Genomic DNA, 24010 nt, shown 5'->3' with positions numbered 1-24010 from the left:
GCTCCCCTCCCCGCCCCTTCCCGAAACTGGGGCCCGGCCCCAGACCCCGGAACCGGGGCTCCGCCCCTGACCTCGGGCGGGGGTTCGGCCTCTGACCCCGGAACTGGGGCTTGGCCCCTGACCTCGGGCTGACGTTTGGCCCCTGACTCCGGGGCGGGGGTTCGGCTCCTGATCCCGGGCGGGGGTTCGGCCTCTGACTTCGGGCGGGGGTTCGGCCTCTGACTCCGGAACTGGGGCTTGGCCCCTGACTTCGGGGCTGACGTTTGGCCCCTGACTCCGGGGCGGGGGTTCGGCTCCTGATCCCGGGCGGGGGTTCGGCCTCTGACTCCGGAACTGGGGCTTGGCCCCTGACTTCGGGGCTGACGCTTGGCCCCTGACTCCGGAGCGGGGGGTCCGGCCCCTGATCCCGGGCCGGGGATTCGCTCCTTCCCGCAGCGTCGGTATGCGGTTCCGCCGCGTGGCAGGGCTCTGCCCCAGATCCCGGGGTCCAGGGGCGGAGCCCCTGGTATCGGGAAGGGGCGGGGAGGGGAAAGAGACCTGCCGGACACCAACGCGTCCATGGCCAGACCGTGGGGGCCGTACCGTTCGCGCGGCGGCGCGACCCCCGTCCGCCGCGCGAAAATCCGTGGACCGGCGGGCGGCCCGTACGTCACGATGACCGCCGCCGCCCCCGGGCCCCGGGGTCCCCGGCCCCCGGTCCTACGAAAGGCCACCGTCGTCCGTATGAGCCGTGCACTCCACCAGCGCGCCGTCGTCGCCGACGCCCACAACGACCTGCTGATCGCCGTCACCGCCCGCCCGCCGCACCGCTGGGCGGGCTACTTCCGCGAGCGCTGGCTGCCGCAGCTCCGCGAGGGCGGGGTGGATCTCCAGGTGCTCCCGATCTTCATCGACGACCGGTTCCGCCCCGAGGGCGCGCTGCGCGAGACGCTGCGGATGATCGAGTGCGCCCACACCCTCGCCGAGGGCAACGCCGACGAGGTACGGCTGTGCCTGGACGGCGACGACATCGACGCCGCGCTCGCCGACGGCCGGATCGCCCTGGTGCTGGCGCTGGAGAGCGCCCCCGGGCTGGACGCCAACGTCGAGCTCCTCCCGACCCTCCACCGCCTCGGGGTGCGCATCGCCTCGCTCGCCCACTGGGGGCGCACCGCCCTGGCCGACGGCAGCGGTGAGGACGCCACCGGAAGCCGGCTCACCGAGGCCGGGGCCCGGGCGCTGAAGGAGATGGAGCGCCTGGGCATCCTCTTCGACGTCTCCCACCTCGGCGCCTCCGGAGTGGCCCATGTGCTGGAGCTGGCCACCCGCCCGGTGATGGCCACCCACTCCTCCGCCCGCGCGCTGCTTGACCACCATCGCAACCTCACCGACGAGCAGTTGCGCGGGATCGCCGCCACCGGCGGCACGGTGTGCGTCAACTTCCTCGGCGAGTTCCTGGCCACCGCCCCGGCCGACCGCACGGTGGACCGGCTGGCCGATCACATCGTCCACATCGCCGAGGTGATCGGCGTCGGCCATGTGGGTCTGGGGCCGGACTTCATCAAGGAGGTCAGCGCGGACACCACCCCGCCCTGCTGCGAGGACGTCGAGTACGCGCGGCTGGTGGTCCCCGGACTCGAAGGCCCCCGCGGACTGCCTCTGGTGACCGAGGCGCTGGTCCGAAGGGGCCTTCCGGAGGGGGACATCGAGAAGATCCTCGGCGGCAACGTGCTGGAGCTCTTCCGCAAGGAGCTGGGACGCCCCGGCTGAGGTGTGGCGGCTAGGGTCCTTCTGACGGATCTCCGCGGCGTCGCGACGCCCGGCACGCCCTCTCGCCGCACCGCGCGAAAGCCCAAGTAGCTCCGCTACGAGGGCTTCCGCGCGGCACGCCGAGAGCACGCCCCGGACGCCGCTCCTTCCTCCACGGAGATCCGTCAGAAGGACCCTAGCGCCAGGCGGCGGCCACGAACGCGTCGATCACGGCGAACGTGGCCTCCGGGGCCTCCCGGGCGGGGAGGTGGCCCGCACCAGGGATCAGCTCGAAGCGCGCCCCGGGGATGGCGGCGGCGTACGCGCGGCCGTAGTCGGGCGGGACGACGGTGTCGTTCTCGCCCCACACCGCGAGGGCGGGCACCGTCACCCGGGCGAGCCGGTGCAGCAGCTTCGGATCGGACTTCGTCGGCCCGGAGTAGGCCGCCAGCGCCTGGAGTGCCGCAGGCGAGGGCCCCCGGCGCGGCGCCGGTGCGCCGGAGCCTTCCCCGGGCCCGGGGCCCTGACCGGGCCCGGGGCCCTGACCGGGCCCGGGGCCCTGACCGGGACCGGAGCCCTGAGCGGGACCGGAGCCCTGAGCGGGACCGGAGTCCTCACCAGGCCCGGAACCCTCACCCGGCGGCGGGCCGGGCGGGGCGGTGGGGAACCGGACCTCGTGCCCTTCGACTCGCGGTCCGAACGCGCCCATGATGACCAGCCCGCCGATGCGGCGGCCCCGGTCGCGCACGGCCATCTCCGCGGCGATCCAGCCGCCGAAGGAGCTGCCGAGGACGAGGACATCGTCCAGCTCGTGGTCGTCCAGCAGATCCAGATACGTCTCGACGAGGTCGCCCACGTTTGAGAACCACTCCGGCCGCGGGGTGTCCTCCCAGCCCGGGTGGGTCGGCGCCAGCACCCGGGAGGTGGCGGCGAAGTGGTCCACCACACCGCTCACGCTGGCGGGTCCGCCGCCGCCGTGCAGGACGAGCACGGGGCGGCCCGCGCCCACGTCCCGCACCGTCAGGGGCAGACCGGGGTAGGGCTCAACAAAGAATTCGGCGGGCGTGGTCATCGGTCCGCACCTCCGGCGGTCATCGTGGTGAAGGCATCCCGCATGATCCGCAGGGCGTCCGGCTGGAAGAAGTCGACGAGGTGGTCGGCCGATTGCGTGGCCGCCGTCTCGGCGCGCGGGAACATGGCCGTCTCGTAGGCGTGCAGAGCCGTCTCCAGGTCGTCGTGGGCGGCCAGGGCGAGAGCGAGTTCCGCGCCGTCGAGCATGGCGAGGTTGGCGCCCGCCCCGGCGAAGGGGGACATCAGATGGGCGGCGTCGCCCAGGAGCGTGACGCCGGGCACCCGCTCCCAGCGGTGGCCGATGGGCAGGGCGTGGATGGGCCGGGGGACGAGCGGGCCGTCGCTGTCGGCGATCAGCGCGCGCAGCCCCTCGTCCCAGTCGGGGAAGAGGTCCAGCAGCCGCTTCCTGGTCGCGGCCGGGTCCGCCGGGTCGAGGAGACCCGAACGGCTCCACTCCTCCGGCGCCTTGACCGCGGTGTAGACGCGGATCCGGCCGCCGCCGTTGCGCTGGGCGAACAGCCCCTTCTCGTCCGCGAGGGCGAACATCGAGCCGCGGCCCACGAGTTCGGCGACGGCCGGGTGCCGGGTGTCGACGTCGTTCAGGATGCCGTCGACGCATGACACCCCGGTGTAGACCGGATCGGCGTCGGACAGCAGGGGCCGGACCCTGGACCACGCCCCGTCCGCGCCGACCAGCACATCCGCCGCGACGGTCGTGCCGTCGGCCAGGGTGAGCGTGGGCCGCCCCGCCGCGCCGATGGCGGCCGCCCTGACCTTCCGGCCCCAGCGGACCGTCCCCTCGGGCAGCGAGCCCAGCAGCAGTTCCTTCAGCGCCCTGCGGTCGATCTCGGGACGGTCGTTGCCGTCACCGTCTTGCGGCGGGGGGATGTGGAAGCCGACGTCCGCGTCCTTGCCGAGCAGACGCAGCTCCCCGCCCTCGGGGCGGCTCAGCGGCCGGAACTCCTCGAGCAGCCCGGCGTGCAGCAGCGCCCGCTGGCCGGACTCCTCGTCCAGGTCCAGCGTGCCGCCCTGGTCGCGTGCGGTCGGCGACGCGTCCAGCTCGTAGACGGTCGAGGAGATGCCGTGCACGTGCAGCACGCGCGCCAGCGTCAGCCCTCCCGGCCCTGCTCCGACGATGGCGATACGGGGTTGTGTGGACATGGCGATGGATGCCTCCCTGGCTCGGCGCGGGTGCGCCGCGGATGGGAGGAGCGTAGGGCGACGAACGCGTTCGTGGCAAACGCGTTCGTGACGAACGCGTTCGCCGACCGGTACGATGGCGCCATGACAGCGCATCCCACCGCCCCGCGGAGCCGCCGGGAACGTCCGGCGAAACCGGCCCTGACCCGGGAAGGCATCATCGCCACCACGGTCGACCTCATGCGTGCCGAGGGCCTGGAGCGGGTGACGATGCGCCGCCTGGCCAAGGAGCTCGACACCGGGCCGGCGTCGCTCTACGTCTATGTCCGCAACATGGCCGAGCTGCACGCGGCCGTCCTGGACGAGCTCCTCGGCGCCGTCGACCTGAGCCCGGCGACGGCGGAAGGCGAGTGGCGCGACCGGCTGGTGCGGATCCTCACCTCGTACACCTCGGTGCTGTTCGAGTACCCCGGCCTCGCCCAGTCCGCCCTGGTGGCCCGCCCCATCGGCAAGCACTATCTGAAGCTGGTGGAGGCGCTGCTGGCGCTGCTGGACGAGGGCGGCCTCGAGCCCGACCGGGCCGCGTGGCTGCTCGATCTGCTGCTCCAGTTCGCCACCGCGACCGCGGCCGAGCACGCCCACCGGGCCCCCGGCGAGACCCCCCAGAGCGAGGCGGACTGGCAGGCGCTCGCCACGGTGGTGCGGGACGTCTCACCGCGGACCCATCCGCATATCGCCGCGCTGGGCACCCGGCTGCTGTCCGGGTCCCCCCAGGACCGGCTGGCCTGGGGCTTCGACGTCCTCGTCGCCGGGGCGCGGCACACCCCGCTGCCGGAGGTGCTCGCCCCGTCCCCGGCGGACACCGGGGACGTCCGGGGCACCCGGGGCACCCGGGGCACCCGGGACGCCCGGGACTGAGGCGGCGGCGCTCAGCCGCGCCCGGCGGGCCGCTCGCCGGTGGTCATCCGGGCGATGTTGGACCGCTCGCCGTAGGTGAAGGGACGGACCCGGTAGGAGGCCCGCTTCTCGTTCGGCAGGGTGATCAGCCCGAAGGAGTTGATGTCCGGGTCGAGCACCGCGACCGGACGGAAGGAGCCGCCGCCCCGGGGCCGGTCCTCCAGCAGATAGCCCCGCTCGCCCTCGGCGTGGTCGGTCCAGGTGAACCGGATGCCGTTGGCGTGCATGACGGTCGCGCGCAGATCGGTCGGGGTCGCCGACGGCCGCCGGACGGGGCTGGTGCGCACCCCTGCCCGCCGGATGGTGCGCGGCGGCGCCCACGTGTGCTCCTGGCGCTGCTCCGCCTTGGTGAACGCGCCTCTGGGCAGGGTGACGTCGACCGGCCGGGACGCGGGTCCGTAGTACGGCCGCACCCGGTAGAAGAAGTGGGTCTTCGGGATCAGGTCCGGGTGCCGGTAGGTGGTCTGTCCGAGCGGGGCGTAGGTGAGGATCGTCCAGGGCCCCCGGGGTTCGGTCGCGAACTCCACGATCCGCCCCGCGGCGCCCGGCGCCTTCCCCCGCCAGCTCAGCTCGGCGTCGACGGGGGAGACCCGGGTGACGGTGAGCACGGTCCCGGTCCGGGCCTCCCCGGGGGCGTTCGGGGTGTTCGGAGCGTCCGGCGCTTCCGTGGACGCCGCACACCCACTGATTCCGGAAAGCCCGGCGGCGACGAGAACCGCCGCCGCCAGGACGCGTACCGAGCCGCTCACTTGCGCCAGAACTTCACGTTGCTCCACACCACGGTGGCCGGGCCGTTGCCGCTGCCGGTGCGGTACGCCCCGAACTTGTCGTAGAAGCTGCCGCCGGGGCTGTCCACGGTGTGCTTGAGCGAGCCGTTTATGTACGTACGGTGCTCCTTGCCGACCTGGTGCACCGTGTTGACGCGCACCGTGGCCCCGACCGTCCCCGCGTTGGACAGGGTGTCCCCGCCGTGCACGGCGTACAGCCGCCCGCCGCGCTCGACCGCGAGCATGAAGTACGGACCGGCGTCGCCGTCGGTGTCGTTGAACGTCTGCTTCAGGCTGATCCGGGTGCCGCCCATGCTGGTGACCCGGAAGTAGCCCTCGAACTGGTGGGTCCCGCCGGTGTAGGTGTCATAGCGCCGCTCGGCCCGCTGGTCCCCGCTCGCGGTGGAGCAGGTGAGCTTGAAGGTGAGGTTGTCGACCTCTCCGCACCCCCGCTCCTGCACCTTGAACCCCGGGGACTCCGACGACCAGCCACCCGGTTCGACCTCGGCGTGTGCGACACCCGACGCCGCGAGCAGCAGTCCGCAGGCCGCCGGGATTCCGGCGATCACACGGTGTTTCCTGGACACGGTCCCACTCCTCTACTTGACCCAATGGCGGATGTTGCGGAAGCGGGCCTCGGCCCGGCCACTGCCGTGGTGGTAGACGCCGTTCTTGAAGTAGCGCGTCGCCGGTCCCCGGTCGTCGACCGTCAGCACCAGCTTGTCGTCGGCGTAGACCTGGATCTTTCCGGTGTCCGCGTCATGGGCCACCTTCAGGTTCCACCAGGTGTTGTAGATACCGGTCTTGATGACGGCGTCCGTATAGCGCTTGAGCGTCCCTCCGTTCGCGCTGGACGCCCGCAGCATGATGTCGGTGGCCGGTGTTCCGCTGGGGTGCTTGCCCCGCAGGATCTGCATGATGTCCGCGCCGTTCGTCCCGGACGGCACATACACATCCGCGTCCCACATGTGCTGCCCCGAGGAGTACTCCTGCTTCCACCGCATTTCGGTGCGCGGATCGGTGTCGCTGCCCTCTTCGAGCGGCTCGTCCGTGGAATTGACCCACATGGTGTGGGTCTTCGAGCCCGAGTCGTAGCGGTAGCGCTCGCTCAGGTCGAGATTCCACGGCTTGTGCATCGAGTATGTGAACGACGTCTGCGTCCATCCGTCCGTCGGCGACGCCGCGGCCTCCTTCGCCGCGGCCGTTCCCCCGGACACGACCCCCGCCGACAGGACCCCGACGAGCGCGGCGAACGCCAGGGCCGCCCTGGAGCGGGTGGAGTGTCTGGTACGTCTGGTGCGTAATGCGGGCATATGGGCCCACCTCCGGTCTGTTCCGTTCCTGTGATGGATCATGGTCTAGACCAAGAGTCAAGGTAGGGCAGAGTTGATGGCGTGTCCATATCAATGAACAGAATTCACGACTGTGGTGGCGGGCGTGGTGGGTCGGGTCAACTCCGCCGGAGCGCCTTCACCATGACCAGCTCCCTGGTCACGCCGTCGGCCAGCAGATCCCCCGGCTCCCGCGTGGCGACGAAACCATGCCGCTCGTAGAGGGCGATCGCCGGTGCGTTGCCCGGGATCACCGCCAGTCGCAGCGCCGTGGCGCCCGTCCGCAGGGCCCAGGTCTCGACCGCCGCGATCAGCCGGCCGCCGACACCGTGGCCGCGCGCCTCGGGGCTGACCCACACCGACCTCAGCTCCGGCGGCCGCCCGTCCCCGTCCCCGGGCATGCCGCCCGCCATCCCGACCGCCCGGCCGTCCAGCAGGGCCACGACGTGGTAGGCGTCCGGCATCTCCAGCCGGGCGCGCCACCGCTCCTCGCCGCCGCGGTGCCAGTCGGCGAGCCGGGACTTGAAGGCGTGCGGCGCCTCGGCCAGCGCGGCCCGGCGGACGTCCCGCCACAGCGGCCAGTCGTCCGTCGTGACCACCCGCAGCCGCACCATGCCGCCCAGTCTCCCGCACCGTCGATCGCCATCGAGTCGCGTCGAGCGCGTCGCCCCCGAGGGGATATGGCCGGGTTCACCCCGCTGTGCCATGCTTTGAGGAGAGGCGCCATCCCTTTCGAGGGGGCGCGGCAGCGAAGGCCCCGCCGGTGGTCATGACCGGTCGCCGCGCGGAGGCCGATCAAGGGCCCGGGTACGCCCCACGAGACCGGCGGTCCGCGCACGGAGGCGGTGCAGGCGTGCTGTGACCGGGCATGTGCTGACGTTCACGGGGACCGCGTTGGTGGCTGTCTACGTGCTGGACGCGGAGGGTGCCGAGCTGCGGTTGGCCGAGACGGTGCGCGGCGCCGGACGGTCGTACGCGCTGCCGGCCCGCTACCCCGTGTCCGGGCGCTCGCCCGTCGCCGACGCCTTCCGCAGCGGGCGCCCCCTGTGGCTGACCCCCACCGAACTCGCCGCCTACGGCCCCATCGGGCCCACCACACCCGAAACCCCCACCACGCCCGGCGTCTCGCTGGGGGCGCTGCCGCTCGGCGGGGACGGCAAGGGGCTGGGGTGTCTGGTGGTCGTGGACGAGGCACCCGGCGGGACCGACGCCGACCGCCGCGGCTTCATCGAGCTCTACGCCCACCACGTGGCCGCCGGAGTCGAGGCGGCCGGACCGCAGGCGCTCACCCGGCGGGGACCCGAGCTGCCCGGCCTCACCCTGGACCGGCTGCGGGTCGGCTCGTTCGTGCTGCTCCTCGACAGCGGGCGGATGACCGCCGACATCCAGGTGCTCGAGCTCTTCGGCATTCCGGGGGAGGACTTCGACGGGCGGGTGGAGACCCTGCTGGCGGCCACCGTCCCGGACGACGTGCCCGCCCTGATGTCGGTCCTGGAACCCGACCTGCTGACCGCCGGCACCGCGCAGTTGGAGTTCCGGATCCGCCGGCCCAACGGGGAGCTGCGCTGGCTGGGCCTGCGCGCCCGGGTCGAGACGGGGGCGGACGGCACGCCCCGGCGCATGCTCGGCGTGATCGCGGAGACCTCGTATCTGCGGCCGAGCGCCGACGAGGTGTCCCTGGTGCAGCGGCTGTCCGCCGCCCTGGCCGGGGCCACCACCGTGCGGGACGTGAGCCGGGCCGTGGTCGGCGCGCTGCGCGATCCGCTGGGGGCCGGCCGGTTCGCGGTCGCCGAGGTCCAGGCCGATCAGCTGGTGGTCGCCGTCCTCGCCCCCGCAGAACCCACCGCCTGGCCCGAGGTGTGGCGGGCCGCCTGGCGGTCCGAATGGCCCGAGCCGCCCAGCCATGCCCTGCCCACGCTGGCGGAGGCGCTGCGGGAGGGGCAGGTCAGCCTCTGGCCCGAAGGCGCCGATCTCGAACCCGGCCTCGCCGCTATCGGCCCCGGCGGCCTCGCCGTCCTCCCGCTCCCGGCGGACGGCCGGATCGTCGGGGTGTGCCTGATCGGCTGGGAGGAGCGGCATGAGTTCGGCCCGGAGGAGCGCTCGCTGCTGACCGCGACCGCCGGTCTGGTGGGCCAGGCCCTCGTGCGCGCCCACGCCCTGGACGCCGAGCACGAGCTGGCCACCATGCTCCAGCGCAGCCTGCTGCCCCGGAAGCTGCCGGAGCTGCCCGGCGGGGTGGCCGTCACCCGCTATCTGCCCGCGACGATGGGCCTGGAGGTGGGCGGCGACTGGTACGACGTGATCCCGCTGCCGGACGGCCATGTGGCGCTGGTCATCGGGGATGTGCAGGGCCACAGCGCCGCGGCCGCCACGATCATGGGCCAGATGCGCACCGCCATCCGGGCCTACGCGGTGGAGGGCCACCCGCCCGATGTGGTCGTGTCACATGCCAACCGCCTCCTCGTCGGCATGGAGACCGATCTCTTCGCGACCTGCTGCTACGCCGATCTCGACATGGAGGAGGGCGAGGCGTGGTTCGTCCGGGCCGGACACATCCAGCCGCTGCTGCGCCACCCGGACGGCACCACCGCGGAGCTCGACGTCGAGGGCGGCCCGCCGCTGGGCGTGGTCGCGGACGCCGAGTTCCCGATGACCGCGGCCGGGCTGTCCGTCGGCACTCTGATCGCGCTGGTCACGGACGGTCTGGTCGAGTCCGCCCGGCTCGACCTGGAAGACGGAGTGAGCCGGGCGCGCCAGGCGCTCGCCCGCGCCGACCCGTCCGACCCCGGCGGGGTGGCGGACGCGCTGCTCGGCGGGGACAGCCGCCGGGACGACGACGTGGCGCTGCTGTTGCTGCGCTACGACGGGATGCGGGTGCGGCCCACCCGGGCGAGCTGGACGGTGTGGCGGCTGCCCGACGCGGTGATGCACGCCCGCCGCTTCACCGCGCGCACCCTGCGCAACTGGGGTGCGGAGGAGGACCTGGACGTGGCCCTGCTGGTCACCTCCGAGCTGGTCACCAACGCCCTGGTGCACACCCGGGGCGAGGTGCGGCTGAACCTGACGCTGACCGCGGACCGGCTGCGGATCGCGGTGAACGACCTCTCGCCGCGCACCCCCGTCAAACCGGCGACCGTGGACTGGGAGGCCACCGGCGGGCGGGGGCTGCTGCTCATCGAGGCGATGTCGCAGACCTGGGGCTCGGTGCCGCTGAGCGGGGGCAAGCAGGTCTGGGGCGAGATCAGCTTGTCGTCACCGCGGGAGGAGCCCCGGGGCGGGAGCCCGGAAGAGCCCACGGACCGGCCTCCGGCGGAGCTCCCCGAAGGCCCGGCCGACGCGGGAGCCGAGGAACGGACGGAGGGGGACGAGGGGGCCACGGGGAGGAGGGGGCCGAGAAGGAGGAGGGCGAGGCGATGAGCCGTTCCCGTACGCGCTCGGCGATGAGCCGTTCCCGTGCGCGCTCCCGGGCGTACCCCCCGACGCGCCCCCGTACGCGCGACCGCCTCCGCGCGGCCGTCGCCGTCGCGGCGGGCCTCGTCCTGGCCGTGTCCCTCGCCGCCTGTGGCAAGGCGGCCCAGGTCGGCGAGACGGTCGGCGCGGCCGGGACCCACCGCGGGCCGCTGCGGATCGGCCTGCTGCTCCCGGAGAACGAGATCGTCCGTTTCGAGCGCTTCGACGCACCCCTGATCCAGCAGCGGGTCAAGCAGCTCTGCCCGAGCTGCACGGTGAGCTACTCCAGCGCCCAGCACGATCCGACCTCCCAGCGCAACCAGATCGACGCCATGATCACGAACGGGATCGATGTCCTGATCCTGGACGCGGTCGACACCAAGGCCGTCCGCCACTCCGTGGTCCAGGCCCACCGCGCCGGTGTCCCGGTCGTCGCCTACGACCGTCTCGCGGAGGGGCCCATCTCCGGCTATGTCTCCTTCGACGGCGGGAGGGTCGGCAAGCTCCAGGGCGAGGCGCTGCTCAGGGCGCTGGGCCCGAAGGCCAGGAGCAGCCAGATCGTCATGATGAACGGCTCCTCGACCGACCCCAACGCGGGCTGGTTCGAACGGGGAGCGCGGTCCGTCCTCCAGGGCAAGGTCAAGATCGCCAAGTCCTACGAGACCGTCGGCTGGCGGCCGGAGAACGCCAACCGCAACATGGCCGCCGCCATCGCCGCCCTGGGCCCCTACGGCATCGACGGCGTCCTCGCCGCCAACGACGGCCTGGCCTCGGGCGTCATCACCGCCCTCAAGGCGGCCCGGATCCATCCGATCCCCCCGGTCACCGGCCAGGACGCCGAGGTCGCGGGCATTCAGCGGATCCTCACGGGGGAGCAGTACATGACCGTCTACAAGCCGTTCAAGCCCGAGGCGTACACCGCCGCGGAGATGGCCGTCGCGCTGGGGCGCGGCCACTCGCTCAGCAAGATCGCGAAGCAGAGGGTCAACAACTCCACCACCCGTGGCATCCCCGCGGTGCTGCTCGAGCCGGTGGCCGTGACCGTGCACAACATCAAGAGCACCGTCATCAAGGACGGTCTGTATCGCGTCGATCAGATATGCACCAAGAAGTACGCGGATGACTGCCGCAGGGCCGGGCTCATCGACCGGGGCGGCTCACCGCACGACGCGGAATGAATCGCACGACGCGGAATGAAGGGAGGCGCGGATGGCCCGACCGTCGGCCCCGCCCCTGCTGGCGCTGAGTGGCGTCTTCAAGCGCTTCGGCGCGGTCCAGGCGCTCACGGACGTCGAGCTGGAGATCCACGCCGGTGAGGTCATCGCCCTGGTGGGCGACAACGGTGCGGGGAAGTCCACCCTGGTCAAGGTGATCGCGGGCGTCGAACCGGCCGACACGGGCACCCTCGAATGGCGGGGCCGCCCCATCCACATCGGCCGCCCGCACGACGCCCAGCACCTGGGGATCGCCACCGTTTACCAGGACCTCGCGCTCTGCGACAACCTGGACGTCGTCGGCAATCTCTTCCTCGGCCGCGAGATCACCCGGATCGGTGTCCTGGACGAGGTGGAGATGGAGCGCCGCACCCGCGATCTGCTGGCCACCCTCTCCATCCGCATCCCCGACGTCCGCAGGCCCGTAGCGTCCCTCTCCGGAGGCCAGCGGCAGACCGTCGCCATCTCCCGGGCGCTGCTCGGCGAACCGAGCCTGGTGATGCTGGACGAGCCCACCGCCGCCCTCGGTATCGAGCAGACCGCCCAGGTCCTCGACCTGGTGGAACGGCTCCGTGAACGCGGGCTCGGGGTGCTGCTGATCAGCCACAACCTGGGCGACGTCAAGGCCGTCGCGGACTGGGTCGCGGTGCTGCGCCTGGGCCGCAACAACGGGTTCTTCGACGTCACCACCACCTCCCAGGAGCAGATCGTCTCCTCCATCACCGGCGCGTCCGACAACGCGGTCACGCGGCGCGTGGCGCGGGAGGGGGAGCTGTGAGCATCCCCGGCGGATCCAGCGCCCACGGTGCCGAACGCTTCACCGACGCGTTCGGGCGCCGGGTGGGCGGCGGGACGCTCGGTGCCGTCCCGGTCGTGCTCGGGCTGCTCACGATCTGGATCACCTTTCAGATTCTCAACCCGCACTTCCTCTCCCCGCGCAACCTCTCCAACCTCAGCGTGGACATCGTCGGCACCGGCATGATCGCGGTCGGCGTGATCTTCGTCCTGCTGATCGGCGAGATCGATCTGTCGGTGGGCTCGGTGAGCGGCCTGGCCTCCGCCCTGTTCGCCGTGTTGAACGTCAACTTCGGCATGCCCGAACCACCCGCCATCATCCTGGGCGCGCTGTGCGGTACGGCCGTCGGCTTCGTCCACGGCTTCTTCACCGCCGTGGTCGGCGTCCCCGCGTTCGTGGTCACCCTCGCCGGACTGCTGGGGTGGTACGGCCTGATGCTCGCCATCATGGGCGCGTACGGCACCATCAACCTCGACGATCAGGGCCTGGTCGCCAAGCTGACCAACTACTACTTCTCCGACGTCGCCGCCGCCTACGCCCTGGCGGCGCTCGGCACCGCCGGGTACTTCCTGACCGCCTGGCGTGATGTCCAGCGCCGTCGCGCCGCCGGAGTGCCCACCCGCTCCCCGGCCTGGATCGCCGTCCGCACGGGCGTGCTCGCGGTGCTCGCCTTCGCCGCCGCGTATGTGCTCAACCAGTTCCAGGGCCTGCCGCTCGCCCTGCTGATCTTCGTGATCGTCCTCGTCATCCTCGACTACGTCCTGCGCCGCACGGCCTACGGCCGGATGATCTTCGCCCTGGGCGGCGGCGTCGAGGCGGCCCGCCGCGCCGGGATCAACGTGGCCTGGGTGCGCATCTCCGCGTTCATGATGTCGAGCACGATGGCCGCCATCGGCGGCCTCTTCCTGGCCTCCCGGATCAACTCGGTCAGCCAGACATCGGTCACCACGGACCTGCTGATGAACGCCATCGCGGCGGCCGTCATCGGCGGCACGAGCCTCTTCGGCGGCCGCGGCAGCACCTGGTCCGCCCTGCTGGGTGTGCTCGTCATCCAGTCGATCGCCTCCGGCGTGGCGCTGATGGACGTCCAGACCGCCGTGCAGTTCATGATCACCGGGGGTGTGCTGCTGCTGGCCGTCGTGATCGACTCCCTCTCCCGTCGCGCCCAGCGGGCGCATGGCCGGGCTTAGGGTCCTTCTGACGGATCATGGGCCGAGCCAGGGCCGGACCGAGGCGAGGGCCGGCCAGTGCCCTCATCGTGTTGACCGCCCCCGGCAGGCAGTGCTGGAGTCGGCACGTGGACAGCATCCCCGCCAACCGGCGGTTCTGGAACCAGATCAGCAGCGCCTACCAGCACGAGCACGACCCGCGAATCGGCGCCACACCCCGGCTGTGGGGCATGTACTCCATTCCCGACGCGCACCTGCACGCCCTGGGCGACGTCACCGGCAAGCGCGTCCTCGAACTCGGCTGCGGCGCCGGCCAGTGGTCCAGGGCGCTCGCCGCCGAGGGCGCCACCGTGGTCGGGCTCGACCTGTCCGAAGCCCAACTCGCCGCAGCGGCCCGCGCGATGGGAGCGGCCCGCTACCCGCTGGTGCAAGGCGCCGCCGAACAACTCCCCTTCGCCGCCGACAGCTTCGACCTGGTGTTCTGCGACTTCGGTGGGCTCAGCTGGGCGCCCCCGCACCTGGCCGTCCCGCAGGCCGCACGCGTCTTGGGCCGAGGCGGGCGCCTGGTGTTCAACGTCGCCAGCCCATGGTTCGAAGCTTGCTACGACGAAGCCGCCAGCCGCGTGACCACGACGCTGCAGCAGGACTACTTCGGGCTGAACACCATCGCCGAGGACGACGGCGCGACCAGCTATCAGCTCACCTACGGCGACTGGGTCAAGGTCCTGCGCGGCGCGGGTCTCATCATCGACGACCTCATCGAGCCGCGGCCCGAACTCGGAACACCCAACGGCTACAACGAAACCGACCCACCCGACTGGGCACACCGCTGGCCGGCGGAACTGCTCTGGGTAACCCACAAACCGTAAGTTCCGCCGCGCCGAGACGTGAAGGCATCCCCTCGCCGGGCCTGGCCATCGCAGCGGCGTTCAGCTTCAGAGAAGGGCGTCGTCCACGAAGTCGGCTCCGGCGGCGATGGCGAGGTCCGGGCCGAGAGCGGCGGCCGGGGTGTGAGCGCCGGGCCGTCCCTTGCCCGCGGCGAGCCGGAACGCGGTCTGCGCGGCTACGGCGGAGGTGAAGTCCATGGCGTCGCCGGTCCGCAGCCAGCCTTCGCGGACGGTGCCGTCGGGCCAGGTGATGACGGCGTGGCCCCAGGTGTGGGAGCGCGGGCGCGGAGCGGCCTTGGCCTTGATCCCGGACATCCGGCCGATCGCGAAGGTCCGCACGGCCCGGATCCGCAGGATCGCTGACAACAGCGGCAGGGCCGCTCGAACGGCGAGCGAGGCGGGAATGAGGCCGGAGGTCGCCGACGCCGAGGGGGCTCCACTCACCCGGTGCGCGGCGATGAGTTCACCGGAGGGGACACCGACCGAGGACATGCGCTCCCCGTCGGGCAGGGTCAGTCGATGGATCTCCCCGCCGAAGCGGGTCTTGACCAACCGGCCACCTTCGTAACGGCGGCCCCCCATCGCGAAGCCGTCCACGATGCTGGCGGCAAGGGCAGCGCCGAGCACCCCTTCCTCGACGGCGACCGAGGCGAAGGTGTCCACCCGGACGTGGCTCGGCACGGGACGGTTCTCGCACATGCGTGCCACGATCGCCTCGGTTCCGACGACGCCGAATCCCGCGCCGGTCACCAGGGTGCTTCCTGCGGCGGTGGCCTCGTCGTGCAGGGCGAACAGGCGGTGGAAGGCGGTCGGGTCGTTGGCCTGGTCGAGGTAATGGCCGCCCGGCATACAGGCGCGTGCGAGCGGGACGGCGCTCTCGGCGTAGTCGCCGATGGTGTTGACGACCACGGCGGGCCGCTGCCGGGTGATCTCAGCCGACATGGCGTCCGCCCCTGACGCGACGACAATCTTCGAGCCGGCGTCGAGCCCGAGGTCGGCGGCGGCCTTGCGCAGCCGGCCGGTATCGCGCCCGACCAGCACGGGGACGGTCCCGCCCGCCACGATCTGTGCCGCGACGGCCCGGCCGACCCGGCCGGTGGCCCCCAGAATCCAGATCTCGCTCTGCGTCATAGCTCTTCACTCTCTGCAATGTCTCATTGTGTCATCGCCAGGCTAGCATCGATGTCACAGTGAGACATCTCCATGGGTAAGATGCGGGCATGGCACGTTGGGACGCCGGAGCTCCGGAACGCCTGCGCCGGGCGGCACTGGACCTGTTCGGCGAGCATGGTTACGACGCCGTGACGGTGACGCAGATCGCGGAGCGGGCGGGGCTGACCCGGCGGACCTTCCACCGGTACTTCCCGGACAAGCGGGAGATTCTTTTCGCCGGCTCCGAGCGGCTTCCACTCGCCGTGGCCGAGGCCGTCCTCGCCGCGGATCCCGGGCTTGCGCCGCTGCGGGCGGCGCTGTCGGCCCTCCGCGAGGTCGGTGCGGAGGTCAGCGCGATGGTCACCGATTCCGGGCAGCGCAGAGCGATCATCCAGTCCAGTGCGGAGCTGCTGGAACGCGAGCGCAGCAAGTCGGCAGAGGTCACCGCCGCGCTTCGGGCCGCCCTGGAACGGCGCGGGGCCGGGCCTACTGAGGCGCACCTCACCGCACGGGTGGCCTCGATCGTCTCCGAGGAGGCGTTCGGTCGCTGGGCCGACGGCGAGGGCCCCTTCCCCGAGTGTTTCGACGCCGCCGAGGCCGCGCTCCACGCGGTGCTGACCGGGGACACCTGAGCCGAGGCTCAGGGGACCTCTTGATCGGCAGCCGCCACGATGCGACCTGCTACCGGCTTGCGATCGAGGAGTGCCTTGCGGTCCGTGCGAGCCGCGACCAGCAGTTCTCGCAAGACGGTCTGGGCCCGATCCGCCCCTGGCGCTGTCGTCCGCATGGTGGCACCGGGTGGCCACCTGGCAGGCTGCTGGGCATGACGACAGCCGAGGAACAGGAGAAGAATCGTCAGGCGGGCTCGTTCGGGGCCGCGGCGGACGCCTATGAGCGTGGCCGCCCGCCCTATCCGCCGGAGGCGGTGGCCTGGCTGGTGCCCGGGGGCGTACGGACCGTGGTCGATCTCGGCGCGGGTACCGGCAAGCTGACCCGTGCGCTTCGGGCCCCGGGCCGGGAGGTCCTCGCGGTGGAGCCCTCGGCCGGGATGCGCGAGCAGTTCTCCCAGGTGCTCCCCGATGTGCGAGTCCTGGAGGGGGCGGGGGAGTCGATCCCGCTGTCGGACGCGAGCGTGGACTCCCTGGTCTGCGCGCAGGCATGGCACTGGGTGGACCCACGGCGGGCGGTCCCGGAAGTCGCCCGGGTGCTGCGCCCGGGAGGGCGGCTGGGCCTGGTGTGGAACTCCCGTGATCTCTCGGTGACCTGGGTGGCGGAGCTGGAGCGGATCCTGCGGGACTACGCCGCCGCACCGACGGAAGACCGGCAAGTCGAGCGCGTGGGCGCGCCGTTTGGGCCCGTTGAGCGGCGGGACTTCCGCTGGAACCATCCGATGACGGCCGGGGAGATCGTGGATATGGTCGCCTCTCGCAGCTATGTGATCACTCTGGAGCCCGCGACGCGGGAGGAGCTGCTGGGGCGGGTCCGCGGGCTGCTGGACGCGGAGCGTCCGGCGGGGATGCCCTATGTGACGGAATGCTATCGAGCCGAGCTCGCCTCGCGGTGACCGGCAAGTCCGGCGCCGCCGGGCCCAACCTCCCACCGGCCCGGCGGCCGGCGAGGCGGCCCGCGCCCTGTCCGGCACTCGCTCCGGACTCAGTCCAGGACATGCCGCAGATAGCTCCGCGGATCGGCGAGATACCGGCGCCAGTGGTCGACCAGGGCCAGTTCGCTCCAGGCCGCCCGCCGCATCCCGTGCTCGCCGACCTCGACGATGTCCGCACCGGGCAGCGCGGTCAGCAGCGGCGAATGCGTCGCGCAGATGACCTGGCCGCCGTTCTTCACCAGCTCATTGAGGTGACCGATGAGCTCCAGGCAGGAGGCGAAGGAGAGCGCCGCCTCCGGCTCGTCCATGACGTACAGCCCGGGCTGGAGGAACTTGCCCCGGAACGCCGCGAGAAACCCCTCGCCGTGGCTGACCGAATGCGGGGCGAAGCCCTCCCGGTGCAGGGCGTCCAACGCGGTCTCGGCGCGCAGGAAGAACCCCTTGCGCGCCGACCAACTGCCCAGCATCCGCCGACCGCGCGGCGCCGCGTCGAAGCGGATCCGCTCACCCAGCGGCGACTTGGGCCGGTGGCTGGCGTACTGCCAGTCGTGCGAGCCGCCGTACGGGTCCAGTCCGAACCCCTCCGCGAGCGCCTCCACCAGCGTCGACTTGCCCGACCCGTTCTCCCCGACGAGAAACGTCACGGGCGCGGTGAACCGCAGCCCGTCCGCCAGCAACCCCCGCACACAGGGCACGGACCAGGGCCACGTCTCCTCCTCGTGCGACCCCGAGTCAATGTGTGCGTACGCACGTTCGATAATCATCGCCCGAGTCTCTCACGTGACGCTTCAGCTCCTCGCGGAGCCGGGCGAGTGTGCGATGCAGTGTGCTTTTGACCGTTCCGACCGACACGCCGAGGGCGACGGCCGTCTCCTCCGTGGACATCTGCTCCCAATATCGCAGCAGGACCACACTGCGCTGCTTCGGGGAGAGCGCCCTCATGACCTCCATCAGCAGAGCCCGGTCGGCGTGCTGCTCGGTGTCGTCCTCGACGCTCGTGTCCGGCAGTTGCTCAGTGGGGACCTCCTCCAGCTTTCTGGCCCGCCACCATTCGGTTCGAGTGTTGATCATGACTCGGCGCAGATAGGCGTCGGCGAGCTGCTTGTCCGCTATGCCGTCCCAGCGGTCGTATGTTCGGGCGAGCGCTGTCTGGAGCAGGTCCTGGGCTTCGAACGGGTCGGAGATCAGGCGCCGGGCAGTGCGCAGCAGAGCGTCGTGCCGCCTTCGTACGTATTCCTCGAACTCCAGCGCCTCGCCGAGGTGCTCGCGCACGTTCACGTTTGGGCTCCTTTCGGCTGCGCGCGGGCGCCCGGCCGTGCCGGGCGCCCGCACTGCTCCGGTACCGGTGCGCGTCGGCTGCGCTCAGATGCCCTTGCCGCAGTGCCAGGAGGCGTCGCCCCAGTCGAGGTTGGCGATGCACACACGGGACTTGTAGCCCGTGTGGTCCCAGTAGTAGCCGGTCGAGTCCTTGTCCTTACCGTTGTCCGGGACGATGTGCTGATCGGAGATCATGTCGTAGGCCCCGCCGTTGTGCTCGCGCTCCAGGATCATGGCGCAGCGGGTGCCGTTCCAGGACTGGACGAGCCCCTGGGCGAACCAGTGACCGTCGGTCTTCTTGGTGTTCATCCAGCCCTTGCAGGCGCCCCGCGTGACGACCGAGTCGGGCTCGTACCCGTCGATGTGGACGCCGTGCCGCGCCGACGCGGCGGCCGCCGGCCGGCCTGTGCTCACGGCATGGGCCGGGGCCGCCAGCGCGAGTCCGCCGGCCAGGGCCGCGGTCGCCGCCGCCAAGGCGATGCTCCTGTATCCGTTCACGATCTTGTCCTCTCTCCGTGGGTCGGGCCCCGATGGCCGCTGCCGTACGGATGCGGGCGTTGCCCACCCCCGTGGAGCTACGTCCGCGCTTCGCACGGCGCCGCTGTGGGGCGTTGCGCCTTCGAGTTCACCGGGGCCGGAATTGTTCGTCATCCCTGTTCCGCCACACCGATCAATGAGGTCAGGGCCGCCGCCCTCCCCACCGGCCGAACTATGATTCGGCCCCGGGCCTCCACAATCCTTGGAGAAGGCGCATGGGTGATGTGAGCATCGGCACCGGCAAAGTGGTCGTGAACAGGGCGATGTCGCTGGACGGGTTCATCGCCGGTCCTGGCCACGCGATGGACTGGATCTTCGAGCACCTGACCGGGGACGCGTTCCCGGAGGTTATGGCGGCCACGGGCGCCATGCTCGTCGGCCGGGGCACGTACGAGGTCGCCAAGCGCATGGCCGACCAGGACACCGCCTACGACGGGGGAGCACAGTTCGTCCTCACCCACGAGCCTCCCGACGAGCCGGACCCCACCGTCACGTTCCTCACCTGTGACATCGAGGAAGCCGTTGCCACGGCGCGCGGCGCCGCGGGCGGCAAGAACCTGGAGATCCTCGGTGCCGACGTGGCCGCGCAGTGCCTGCGGCGCGGGCTCGTCGACGAGATCCTGGTGTATGTCCTACCGGTGCTGCTCGGCGACGGTGTCCGCTTCTCGCCCCCAAGCCTCGGCAGGATCGACCTGGAACCTTTCAGCAACACCCAGTCGGGCGCCGTCACGATGCTCCGCTTCCGCGTGCGGAAGTAGGCGGGGCGCGGTGGTAGGTGGCAGGTTCGGGGTCAGCCGAACCCAAATCCGCATAGGACAATCGCAGGGGTCCGGCGGCCATGGCCGTACTCACCGCGCTCGCCGTGGTCGGCCTGGTGACAGTCACGAATGCCTGAGCTCGAGCGCTTTTCCAGTGACGCGCCCTATGGTGATGAGGGGCGCGGTCTCGACGGGGCGGGCGCCCGGCTGGAGGGGGAGAGCGTCGATGTCGCGGATCGTCCGGGGCCGAAACGACGGCGGAAACGGTGACAAGCTGCCCGGCCAGCCCTACCCCGGGCCGCATCCGCCGCCGACGCCCGACGGTGGGCCCGGCGTGCCGAACCCGCCCAAGGCCGCATGACGTTCGAGGGCATCGCCCGGCCCGGCCGGGCCGCGTTGGGGCGGGTGCTTCTCGGGGCGGGGGTGATGGGGGAGGACTGGGCGCCGACCTTCGCCGCCGTTGACCGGGCCGCGTTTTTGCCGGAGTTGATGTGGCCGTTCGATACGCGGACACAGGGGGCCGTCGCGGTCGACAAGGCCGAGGAACCGGACGCCTGGTACGCCGCCGCCGACAGCGACGCGCCCATCGTGACGCAGTGGGACGACGGCGAGCACACCGGCCCCGAACCGGGCCGGGTGTCCACCAGCTCATCCTCCATGCCCTCCGTCGTCTACGCCTTGCTGCGGGACCTGGCCGTGGACGAGGGCATGGCCGTGCTCGACGTGGGCACCGGCACGGGGGAGACGGCCGGGGCGCTGGCACATCGCTGTGGCGGCCGTAAGGTCACCACGGTCGAGGTGGACCCGGACGTGTCGCGCCATGCGCGCCGGCGGCTGGCCGGGGCCGGGTTGCGGCCGGATGTCGTGCTCGGTGACGGTGCGAAGGGCTCTGCGGGCAACGCACCGTATGACCGCGTCCTGGCCACCGTCGGCCTCCGGGAGATCCCCGGGGCGTGGATCGAACAGACGCGGCCCGGGGGCCTGATCGTCGCCCCCTGGGGCACCCACTACACCCATGCGGACGCCGTCGTCCGGCTGGTGGTGCGTCGGGACGGGACGGCATCGGGGCGTTTCACCGGCCCCGTGGAGTTCATGAAACTGCGCGGCCAGCGGCTGTCGCTGCCGCCGCACGGCGCCTACGTCCCGGACGAGGGCGGGGGCAGCGGCGGCGCCGATACGTCCAGTACCGGCATCCCCGAGGGGGAGTTCATCGCTCCTCCGTACTCCGCCCTCCCCTTCGCGCTGGGGCTCCGGGTACGGCATTGCGTGCAGGTCGTGGCCGCCCCGCACGATGGTGCGCGACCCGTGTGGCTCTACGGGCTGATCGACCGTTCCTGGGCGTGTGTCGTGTTCCGCGAGGGGGAGGCGGAAGCGCGCGTCTGGCAGGCGGGGGAGCGTCGGCTGTGGGACGAGGCCGAGGCCGCGTACGGGTGGTGGGTCGGCCATGGCAGGCCGGACCACACCCGCTTCGGCCTTACGGTCGGGCCGGGCCCCACCGGTCAGCGGGTGTGGCTGGACGATCCGGCCGACTCCTGGTCCCCGTAGCCCGGCCGGTTCCCCGTCCTCGTAGCCCGGCCGACTCCTGGTCCCCGTAGCCCGGCCGGTTCCCGGTCCCGTAGCGCCGAGCGCGACGCGTCGCGCTCCCGGCGAATTCATGGGCTGCCGTAAGCGGAATCGATCCGTCCTGGTAACCCACTGTCCGCCGGGTCGCGGGGGCCCTGTGCCACGCTTGAGGCCGGTTCGCGCGCATGGCGCGGGCCGGTGACGCGAAGTGAGGGCGCGGCGTGCAGAAGCCCCGATGGAAGACCGTGGGGGGAACCCTGCTGCGGGTGGCGGCGGTGTGGGCGGTGTCCACGCTCACGATGCTGGCGCTCGCCGGGATCCTCCCCGACTTCCGCTTGAAGTCAGGTGACGGCGACAGCGCGACGCAGATCGCCGTCACGGCGGCCAGCGGCGCGGGGGCCTTCGGGGTGCTCAGCGCGCTGGTGTGGCCGCTGCTCGTACGGGCGTTGCTGCTGATGCCCGCGCTGGTTCTGGGGCTCCTGGTGTTCGTGCTCAACGGCTCCATGCTGCTGATCGCCCTCAGCGTGAACCCGGACGGGCGCGGCGCCGCCGAGCCGGAGACGGCCGTCGTGGTGGCGGCCGTGATGTCCGCCGCGTCGTCCGCCACGAGCACCTTCCTGACCGTGCGGGACGACGGCGCCTACCGGCGGCGGCTGGCGCGACTGGCCGTGCGGCGCAGGCGGCGGCTCGGTGAGGACGGGGGGAGCGACGAGCCCCCGGGGACGGTGTTCCTGCAACTCGACGGGGTGGGGCACGCGGTGCTCCGGGAGGCGCTGCGGGAGCGCGAGAACCGGCCCCCGGTGATGCCCACCGTCGCGGGCTGGCTCCAGAGCACCCACAAGGTCACGCCCTGGCGCACCGACTGGTCCAGCCAGACCGGCGCCAGCCAACTCGGCATCCTGCACGGCTCCAACGAGGACGTCCCCGCCTTCCGCTGGTACGAGAAGAAGACCGGGGAGGTGATGGTGAGCAACCGGCCGACCAGCGCGGCGGTGCTCCAGCGCCGCGCCGCCGCCCGGGCGAGACACGACGGCCTCCTCACGGTGGACGGGGCCAGCCGGGGCAACCTCTTCACCGGCGGCGCCGATCAGCTCGCGCTGGTCCTCTCGGTCGCGGCGCGGCGCGGTAAGCACAACCGCTCCCGTTCCGGATACTTCGCGTACTTCGCCGACCCCGCCAACGCCACCCGCACCGCCGTGTCGTTCCTCGCCGAGGTGGTCCGGGAGATCTGCCAGTCCACCCGCGCCAAGCTGCGCCGCGAGACGCCCCGGGTGAAGCGGGGCGGGCTGTATCCGCTCATCCGGGCGTTCGCCACCGTCGTGGAGCGGGATGTCGTGGTGACGGCGGTGATGGGGGACATCCTCTCGGGCCGTACCGTGATCTACGCCGATCTGGTGGCGTACGACGAGGTGGCCCACCACTCGGGGCCGCGCAGCCGGGACGCCCGGCAGGTACTCGCCCGGCTCGACCGCTCCATCGCGCTGATCGCCAAGGTCGCCGAGCACGCCCCGCGCGACTACCGCATCGTGCTGCTGTCCGACCACGGGCAGAGCCACGGCGAGACCTTCGCGGGGGCGTACGGGCTGAGGCTGGAGGACCTGGTGCGGGCCGGTTGCGGGCTGCCCGTGTCGCGGCGGGCCGGGCGGACCCCGAGCGGGGCGGAGGCGCGCGAGGCGGGGCGGGCGGCGCTGCACCGTCCGGAGAAGCCCGGGGTGGACGGGGACGGGCGGTGCGGGGGGCGGGAGGCCCCCGATGTCGTCGGTGCCACGGACGTCGCGGACACCGCCGTTTCCGATCCCATCGTGCTCGCCTCCGGGAATCTCGGCCTGATCTCCTTCCCCGACGTACCGGGGCGGATGAGCCGCGAGCAGATCGACGCCCGCCACCCCGCGCTGCTGCGCACACTCGCCGACCACCCCGGCGTGGGCTTCGTGCTCGTACGGTCCGAGGCGCACGGCGCGGTGGTGCTGGGCGCGGACGGGGCCGAGCACCGGCTGGACACCGGGGAGGTCTTCGGGGCGAGCCCGCTCACGGTCTTCGGGCCCGGCGCCGAGAGCGCCGTACGGCGCACCGCCCACTTCCGGAACACCCCCGACATCATGGTCAACTCCGCCTACGACCCGGCGCGCGGGACGGTGCACGCCTTCGAGGAGCAGATCGGCTCGCACGGCGGGCTCGGCGGGGAGCAGGGGCACCCCTTTCTGCTGTGGCCGGCCGAGCTGACCCCGCCGGTGGTGGCGGGGGAGGAACTGGTCGGGGCGGAGCGGGTGCACCAGGTGCTGCGGCGCTGGCTGGAGGAGGCGGACGGGCCCCAGGTGCCGGAGGAGGAGGCGGTCCCTGTGGAGGTCGCGGCGGCAGAGGCCCCGGCCGCAGCGGCGTCGGCGGCGCAGGCCCCGGCAGAGGCCGAGGTGCCCGCCGACCCACGGTCGGCGAAGGCGCCCGACGCGGCGCGCACCGTGCAGGATTCCCGGTGGGACAGCACCCCCACCGCACCATTTACCGTGGTCAGCCGGGTCGTGCCGAACAAAACCCGGTGATTTTGGTGCACCCTACACCTTCTGTGACCATGT

22 protein-coding genes are annotated in these 24010 nt (G+C 72.2%); 12 read left to right on the top strand and 10 right to left on the bottom strand.

Going from position 1 to position 24010, the window contains the following annotated elements:
* The first annotated feature begins 723 nt into the window (after positions 1 to 723).
* Positions 724 to 1749 (top strand): dipeptidase, encoded by a 1026-nt coding sequence (locus ACZ6TD_RS12745; protein ID WP_471353569.1) that lies wholly within the window; start codon positions 724 to 726, stop codon positions 1747 to 1749.
* A gap of 175 nt (positions 1750 to 1924) precedes the next feature.
* Here the strand turns inward: ACZ6TD_RS12745 and ACZ6TD_RS12740 are convergent, their stop codons facing one another.
* Both ACZ6TD_RS12740 and ACZ6TD_RS12735 read right to left on the bottom strand, forming a co-directional pair.
* Positions 1925 to 2800 carry an alpha/beta fold hydrolase gene (locus ACZ6TD_RS12740; protein ID WP_471353567.1) on the bottom strand — a complete coding sequence of 292 codons (876 nt, stop codon included), beginning with the start codon at positions 2798 to 2800 and terminating at the stop codon, positions 1925 to 1927.
* A complete protein-coding gene (locus tag ACZ6TD_RS12735) occupies positions 2797 to 3960 on the bottom strand; it encodes an FAD-dependent oxidoreductase (protein ID WP_471353565.1) in 1164 nt (387 codons plus the stop codon). Before ACZ6TD_RS12735 ends, ACZ6TD_RS12740 begins: the two co-directional genes overlap by 4 nt.
* 123 nt (positions 3961 to 4083) lie before the next feature.
* Between ACZ6TD_RS12735 and ACZ6TD_RS12730 the strand changes: the two genes are divergently transcribed.
* The gene (locus ACZ6TD_RS12730; RefSeq protein ID WP_471353562.1) at positions 4084 to 4857 is read left to right on the top strand and encodes a TetR/AcrR family transcriptional regulator; all 774 of its coding nucleotides are present in this window, start codon (positions 4084 to 4086) and stop codon (positions 4855 to 4857) included.
* A gap of 11 nt (positions 4858 to 4868) precedes the next feature.
* On the opposite strand, the gene ACZ6TD_RS12725 is transcribed toward ACZ6TD_RS12730, so the two are convergent.
* From ACZ6TD_RS12725 to ACZ6TD_RS12710, 4 genes are all read right to left on the bottom strand, one after another.
* Complete coding sequence (locus ACZ6TD_RS12725) at positions 4869 to 5645, bottom strand: fibronectin type III domain-containing protein (protein WP_471353560.1); 777 nt, start codon at positions 5643 to 5645, stop codon at positions 4869 to 4871.
* Positions 5642 to 6250 carry a hypothetical protein gene (locus ACZ6TD_RS12720; protein WP_471353558.1) on the bottom strand — a complete coding sequence of 203 codons (609 nt, stop codon included), beginning with the start codon at positions 6248 to 6250 and terminating at the stop codon, positions 5642 to 5644. Before ACZ6TD_RS12720 ends, ACZ6TD_RS12725 begins: the two co-directional genes overlap by 4 nt.
* A gap of 12 nt (positions 6251 to 6262) precedes the next feature.
* Complete coding sequence (locus tag ACZ6TD_RS12715; RefSeq protein ID WP_471353556.1) at positions 6263 to 6976, bottom strand: polysaccharide lyase family 7 protein; 714 nt, start codon at positions 6974 to 6976, stop codon at positions 6263 to 6265.
* A gap of 137 nt (positions 6977 to 7113) precedes the next feature.
* Positions 7114 to 7608 (bottom strand): GNAT family N-acetyltransferase, encoded by a 495-nt coding sequence (locus ACZ6TD_RS12710; RefSeq protein WP_471353554.1) that lies wholly within the window; start codon positions 7606 to 7608, stop codon positions 7114 to 7116.
* 244 nt (positions 7609 to 7852) lie between these two features.
* On the opposite strand from ACZ6TD_RS12710, the gene ACZ6TD_RS12705 reads away from it, so the two are divergent.
* The 5 genes from ACZ6TD_RS12705 (at position 7853) to ACZ6TD_RS12685 (ending at position 14492) form a co-directional block, all read left to right on the top strand.
* Entirely contained in the window at positions 7853 to 10411 is a 2559-nt protein-coding gene (locus ACZ6TD_RS12705) for a SpoIIE family protein phosphatase (RefSeq protein ID WP_471353552.1), read from the top strand.
* Positions 10408 to 11622: a sugar ABC transporter substrate-binding protein gene (locus tag ACZ6TD_RS12700; protein ID WP_471353549.1), complete on the top strand. Its 1215-nt coding sequence runs from the start codon at positions 10408 to 10410 to the stop codon at positions 11620 to 11622. Before ACZ6TD_RS12705 ends, ACZ6TD_RS12700 begins: the two co-directional genes overlap by 4 nt.
* A gap of 31 nt (positions 11623 to 11653) precedes the next feature.
* Positions 11654 to 12436, top strand: a complete 783-nt coding sequence (locus ACZ6TD_RS12695) for an ATP-binding cassette domain-containing protein (RefSeq protein WP_471353547.1) — start codon at positions 11654 to 11656, stop codon at positions 12434 to 12436.
* The gene (locus tag ACZ6TD_RS12690) at positions 12433 to 13644 is read left to right on the top strand and encodes a sugar ABC transporter permease (RefSeq protein ID WP_471353546.1); all 1212 of its coding nucleotides are present in this window, start codon (positions 12433 to 12435) and stop codon (positions 13642 to 13644) included. Before ACZ6TD_RS12695 ends, ACZ6TD_RS12690 begins: the two co-directional genes overlap by 4 nt.
* A gap of 107 nt (positions 13645 to 13751) precedes the next feature.
* On the top strand, positions 13752 to 14492 hold the full coding sequence (locus tag ACZ6TD_RS12685; RefSeq protein ID WP_471353544.1) for a class I SAM-dependent methyltransferase: 741 nt from the start codon (positions 13752 to 13754) through the stop codon (positions 14490 to 14492).
* A gap of 66 nt (positions 14493 to 14558) precedes the next feature.
* Here the strand turns inward: ACZ6TD_RS12685 and ACZ6TD_RS12680 are convergent, their stop codons facing one another.
* Positions 14559 to 15641, bottom strand: a complete 1083-nt coding sequence (locus ACZ6TD_RS12680; protein WP_471353542.1) for a saccharopine dehydrogenase NADP-binding domain-containing protein — start codon at positions 15639 to 15641, stop codon at positions 14559 to 14561.
* An 89-nt stretch (positions 15642 to 15730) separates the two neighbouring features.
* Between ACZ6TD_RS12680 and ACZ6TD_RS12675 the strand changes: the two genes are divergently transcribed.
* Complete coding sequence (locus tag ACZ6TD_RS12675) at positions 15731 to 16294, top strand: TetR/AcrR family transcriptional regulator (protein WP_471353540.1); 564 nt, start codon at positions 15731 to 15733, stop codon at positions 16292 to 16294.
* Positions 16295 to 16485: 191 nt separating this feature from the next.
* A complete protein-coding gene (locus ACZ6TD_RS12670; protein ID WP_471353538.1) occupies positions 16486 to 17226 on the top strand; it encodes a class I SAM-dependent methyltransferase in 741 nt (246 codons plus the stop codon).
* 89 nt (positions 17227 to 17315) lie between these two features.
* On the opposite strand, the gene ACZ6TD_RS12665 is transcribed toward ACZ6TD_RS12670, so the two are convergent.
* From ACZ6TD_RS12665 to ACZ6TD_RS12655, 3 genes are all read right to left on the bottom strand, one after another.
* Entirely contained in the window at positions 17316 to 18029 is a 714-nt protein-coding gene (locus ACZ6TD_RS12665) for an AAA family ATPase (RefSeq protein WP_471353537.1), read from the bottom strand.
* On the bottom strand, positions 17998 to 18543 hold the full coding sequence (locus ACZ6TD_RS12660; RefSeq protein ID WP_471353535.1) for a SigE family RNA polymerase sigma factor: 546 nt from the start codon (positions 18541 to 18543) through the stop codon (positions 17998 to 18000). The genes ACZ6TD_RS12665 and ACZ6TD_RS12660 overlap by 32 nt, the downstream gene beginning before the upstream one ends.
* 84 nt (positions 18544 to 18627) lie before the next feature.
* Positions 18628 to 19080, bottom strand: a complete 453-nt coding sequence (locus tag ACZ6TD_RS12655; protein ID WP_471353533.1) for a hypothetical protein — start codon at positions 19078 to 19080, stop codon at positions 18628 to 18630.
* Between the two features lie 254 nt (positions 19081 to 19334).
* Between ACZ6TD_RS12655 and ACZ6TD_RS12650 the strand changes: the two genes are divergently transcribed.
* The 3 genes from ACZ6TD_RS12650 (at position 19335) to ACZ6TD_RS12640 (ending at position 23977) form a co-directional block, all read left to right on the top strand.
* A complete protein-coding gene (locus tag ACZ6TD_RS12650; protein ID WP_471353531.1) occupies positions 19335 to 19877 on the top strand; it encodes a dihydrofolate reductase family protein in 543 nt (180 codons plus the stop codon).
* Between the two features lie 357 nt (positions 19878 to 20234).
* Positions 20235 to 21422 (top strand): methyltransferase domain-containing protein, encoded by a 1188-nt coding sequence (locus tag ACZ6TD_RS12645; RefSeq protein ID WP_471353529.1) that lies wholly within the window; start codon positions 20235 to 20237, stop codon positions 21420 to 21422.
* 239 nt (positions 21423 to 21661) lie between these two features.
* Positions 21662 to 23977 (top strand): phage holin family protein, encoded by a 2316-nt coding sequence (locus ACZ6TD_RS12640; protein ID WP_471353528.1) that lies wholly within the window; start codon positions 21662 to 21664, stop codon positions 23975 to 23977.
* Positions 23978 to 24010: the final 33 nt, after the last annotated feature.

The sequence above is a fragment of the Streptomyces yongxingensis genome, from assembly GCF_055597465.1.
Note: the sequence above shows the minus strand (reverse complement) of the source record. Positions and strands in the feature narration are given on the sequence as shown.

Coding starts and splice junctions, on each gene's coding strand:
- ACZ6TD_RS12745 (WP_471353569.1), top strand. CDS start 724: ATGAGCCGTGCACTCCACCAGCGCGCCGTCGTCGCCGACGCCCACAAC.
- ACZ6TD_RS12740 (WP_471353567.1), bottom strand. CDS start 2,800: ATGACCACGCCCGCCGAATTCTTTGTTGAGCCCTACCCCGGTCTGCCC.
- ACZ6TD_RS12735 (WP_471353565.1), bottom strand. CDS start 3,960: ATGTCCACACAACCCCGTATCGCCATCGTCGGAGCAGGGCCGGGAGGG.
- ACZ6TD_RS12730 (WP_471353562.1), top strand. CDS start 4,084: ATGACAGCGCATCCCACCGCCCCGCGGAGCCGCCGGGAACGTCCGGCG.
- ACZ6TD_RS12715 (WP_471353556.1), bottom strand. CDS start 6,976: ATGCCCGCATTACGCACCAGACGTACCAGACACTCCACCCGCTCCAGG.
- ACZ6TD_RS12710 (WP_471353554.1), bottom strand. CDS start 7,608: ATGGTGCGGCTGCGGGTGGTCACGACGGACGACTGGCCGCTGTGGCGG.
- ACZ6TD_RS12700 (WP_471353549.1), top strand. CDS start 10,408: ATGAGCCGTTCCCGTACGCGCTCGGCGATGAGCCGTTCCCGTGCGCGC.
- ACZ6TD_RS12695 (WP_471353547.1), top strand. CDS start 11,654: ATGGCCCGACCGTCGGCCCCGCCCCTGCTGGCGCTGAGTGGCGTCTTC.
- ACZ6TD_RS12680 (WP_471353542.1), bottom strand. CDS start 15,641: ATGACGCAGAGCGAGATCTGGATTCTGGGGGCCACCGGCCGGGTCGGC.
- ACZ6TD_RS12675 (WP_471353540.1), top strand. CDS start 15,731: ATGGCACGTTGGGACGCCGGAGCTCCGGAACGCCTGCGCCGGGCGGCA.
- ACZ6TD_RS12670 (WP_471353538.1), top strand. CDS start 16,486: ATGACGACAGCCGAGGAACAGGAGAAGAATCGTCAGGCGGGCTCGTTC.
- ACZ6TD_RS12665 (WP_471353537.1), bottom strand. CDS start 18,029: ATGATTATCGAACGTGCGTACGCACACATTGACTCGGGGTCGCACGAG.
- ACZ6TD_RS12650 (WP_471353531.1), top strand. CDS start 19,335: ATGGGTGATGTGAGCATCGGCACCGGCAAAGTGGTCGTGAACAGGGCG.
- ACZ6TD_RS12645 (WP_471353529.1), top strand. CDS start 20,235: ATGACGTTCGAGGGCATCGCCCGGCCCGGCCGGGCCGCGTTGGGGCGG.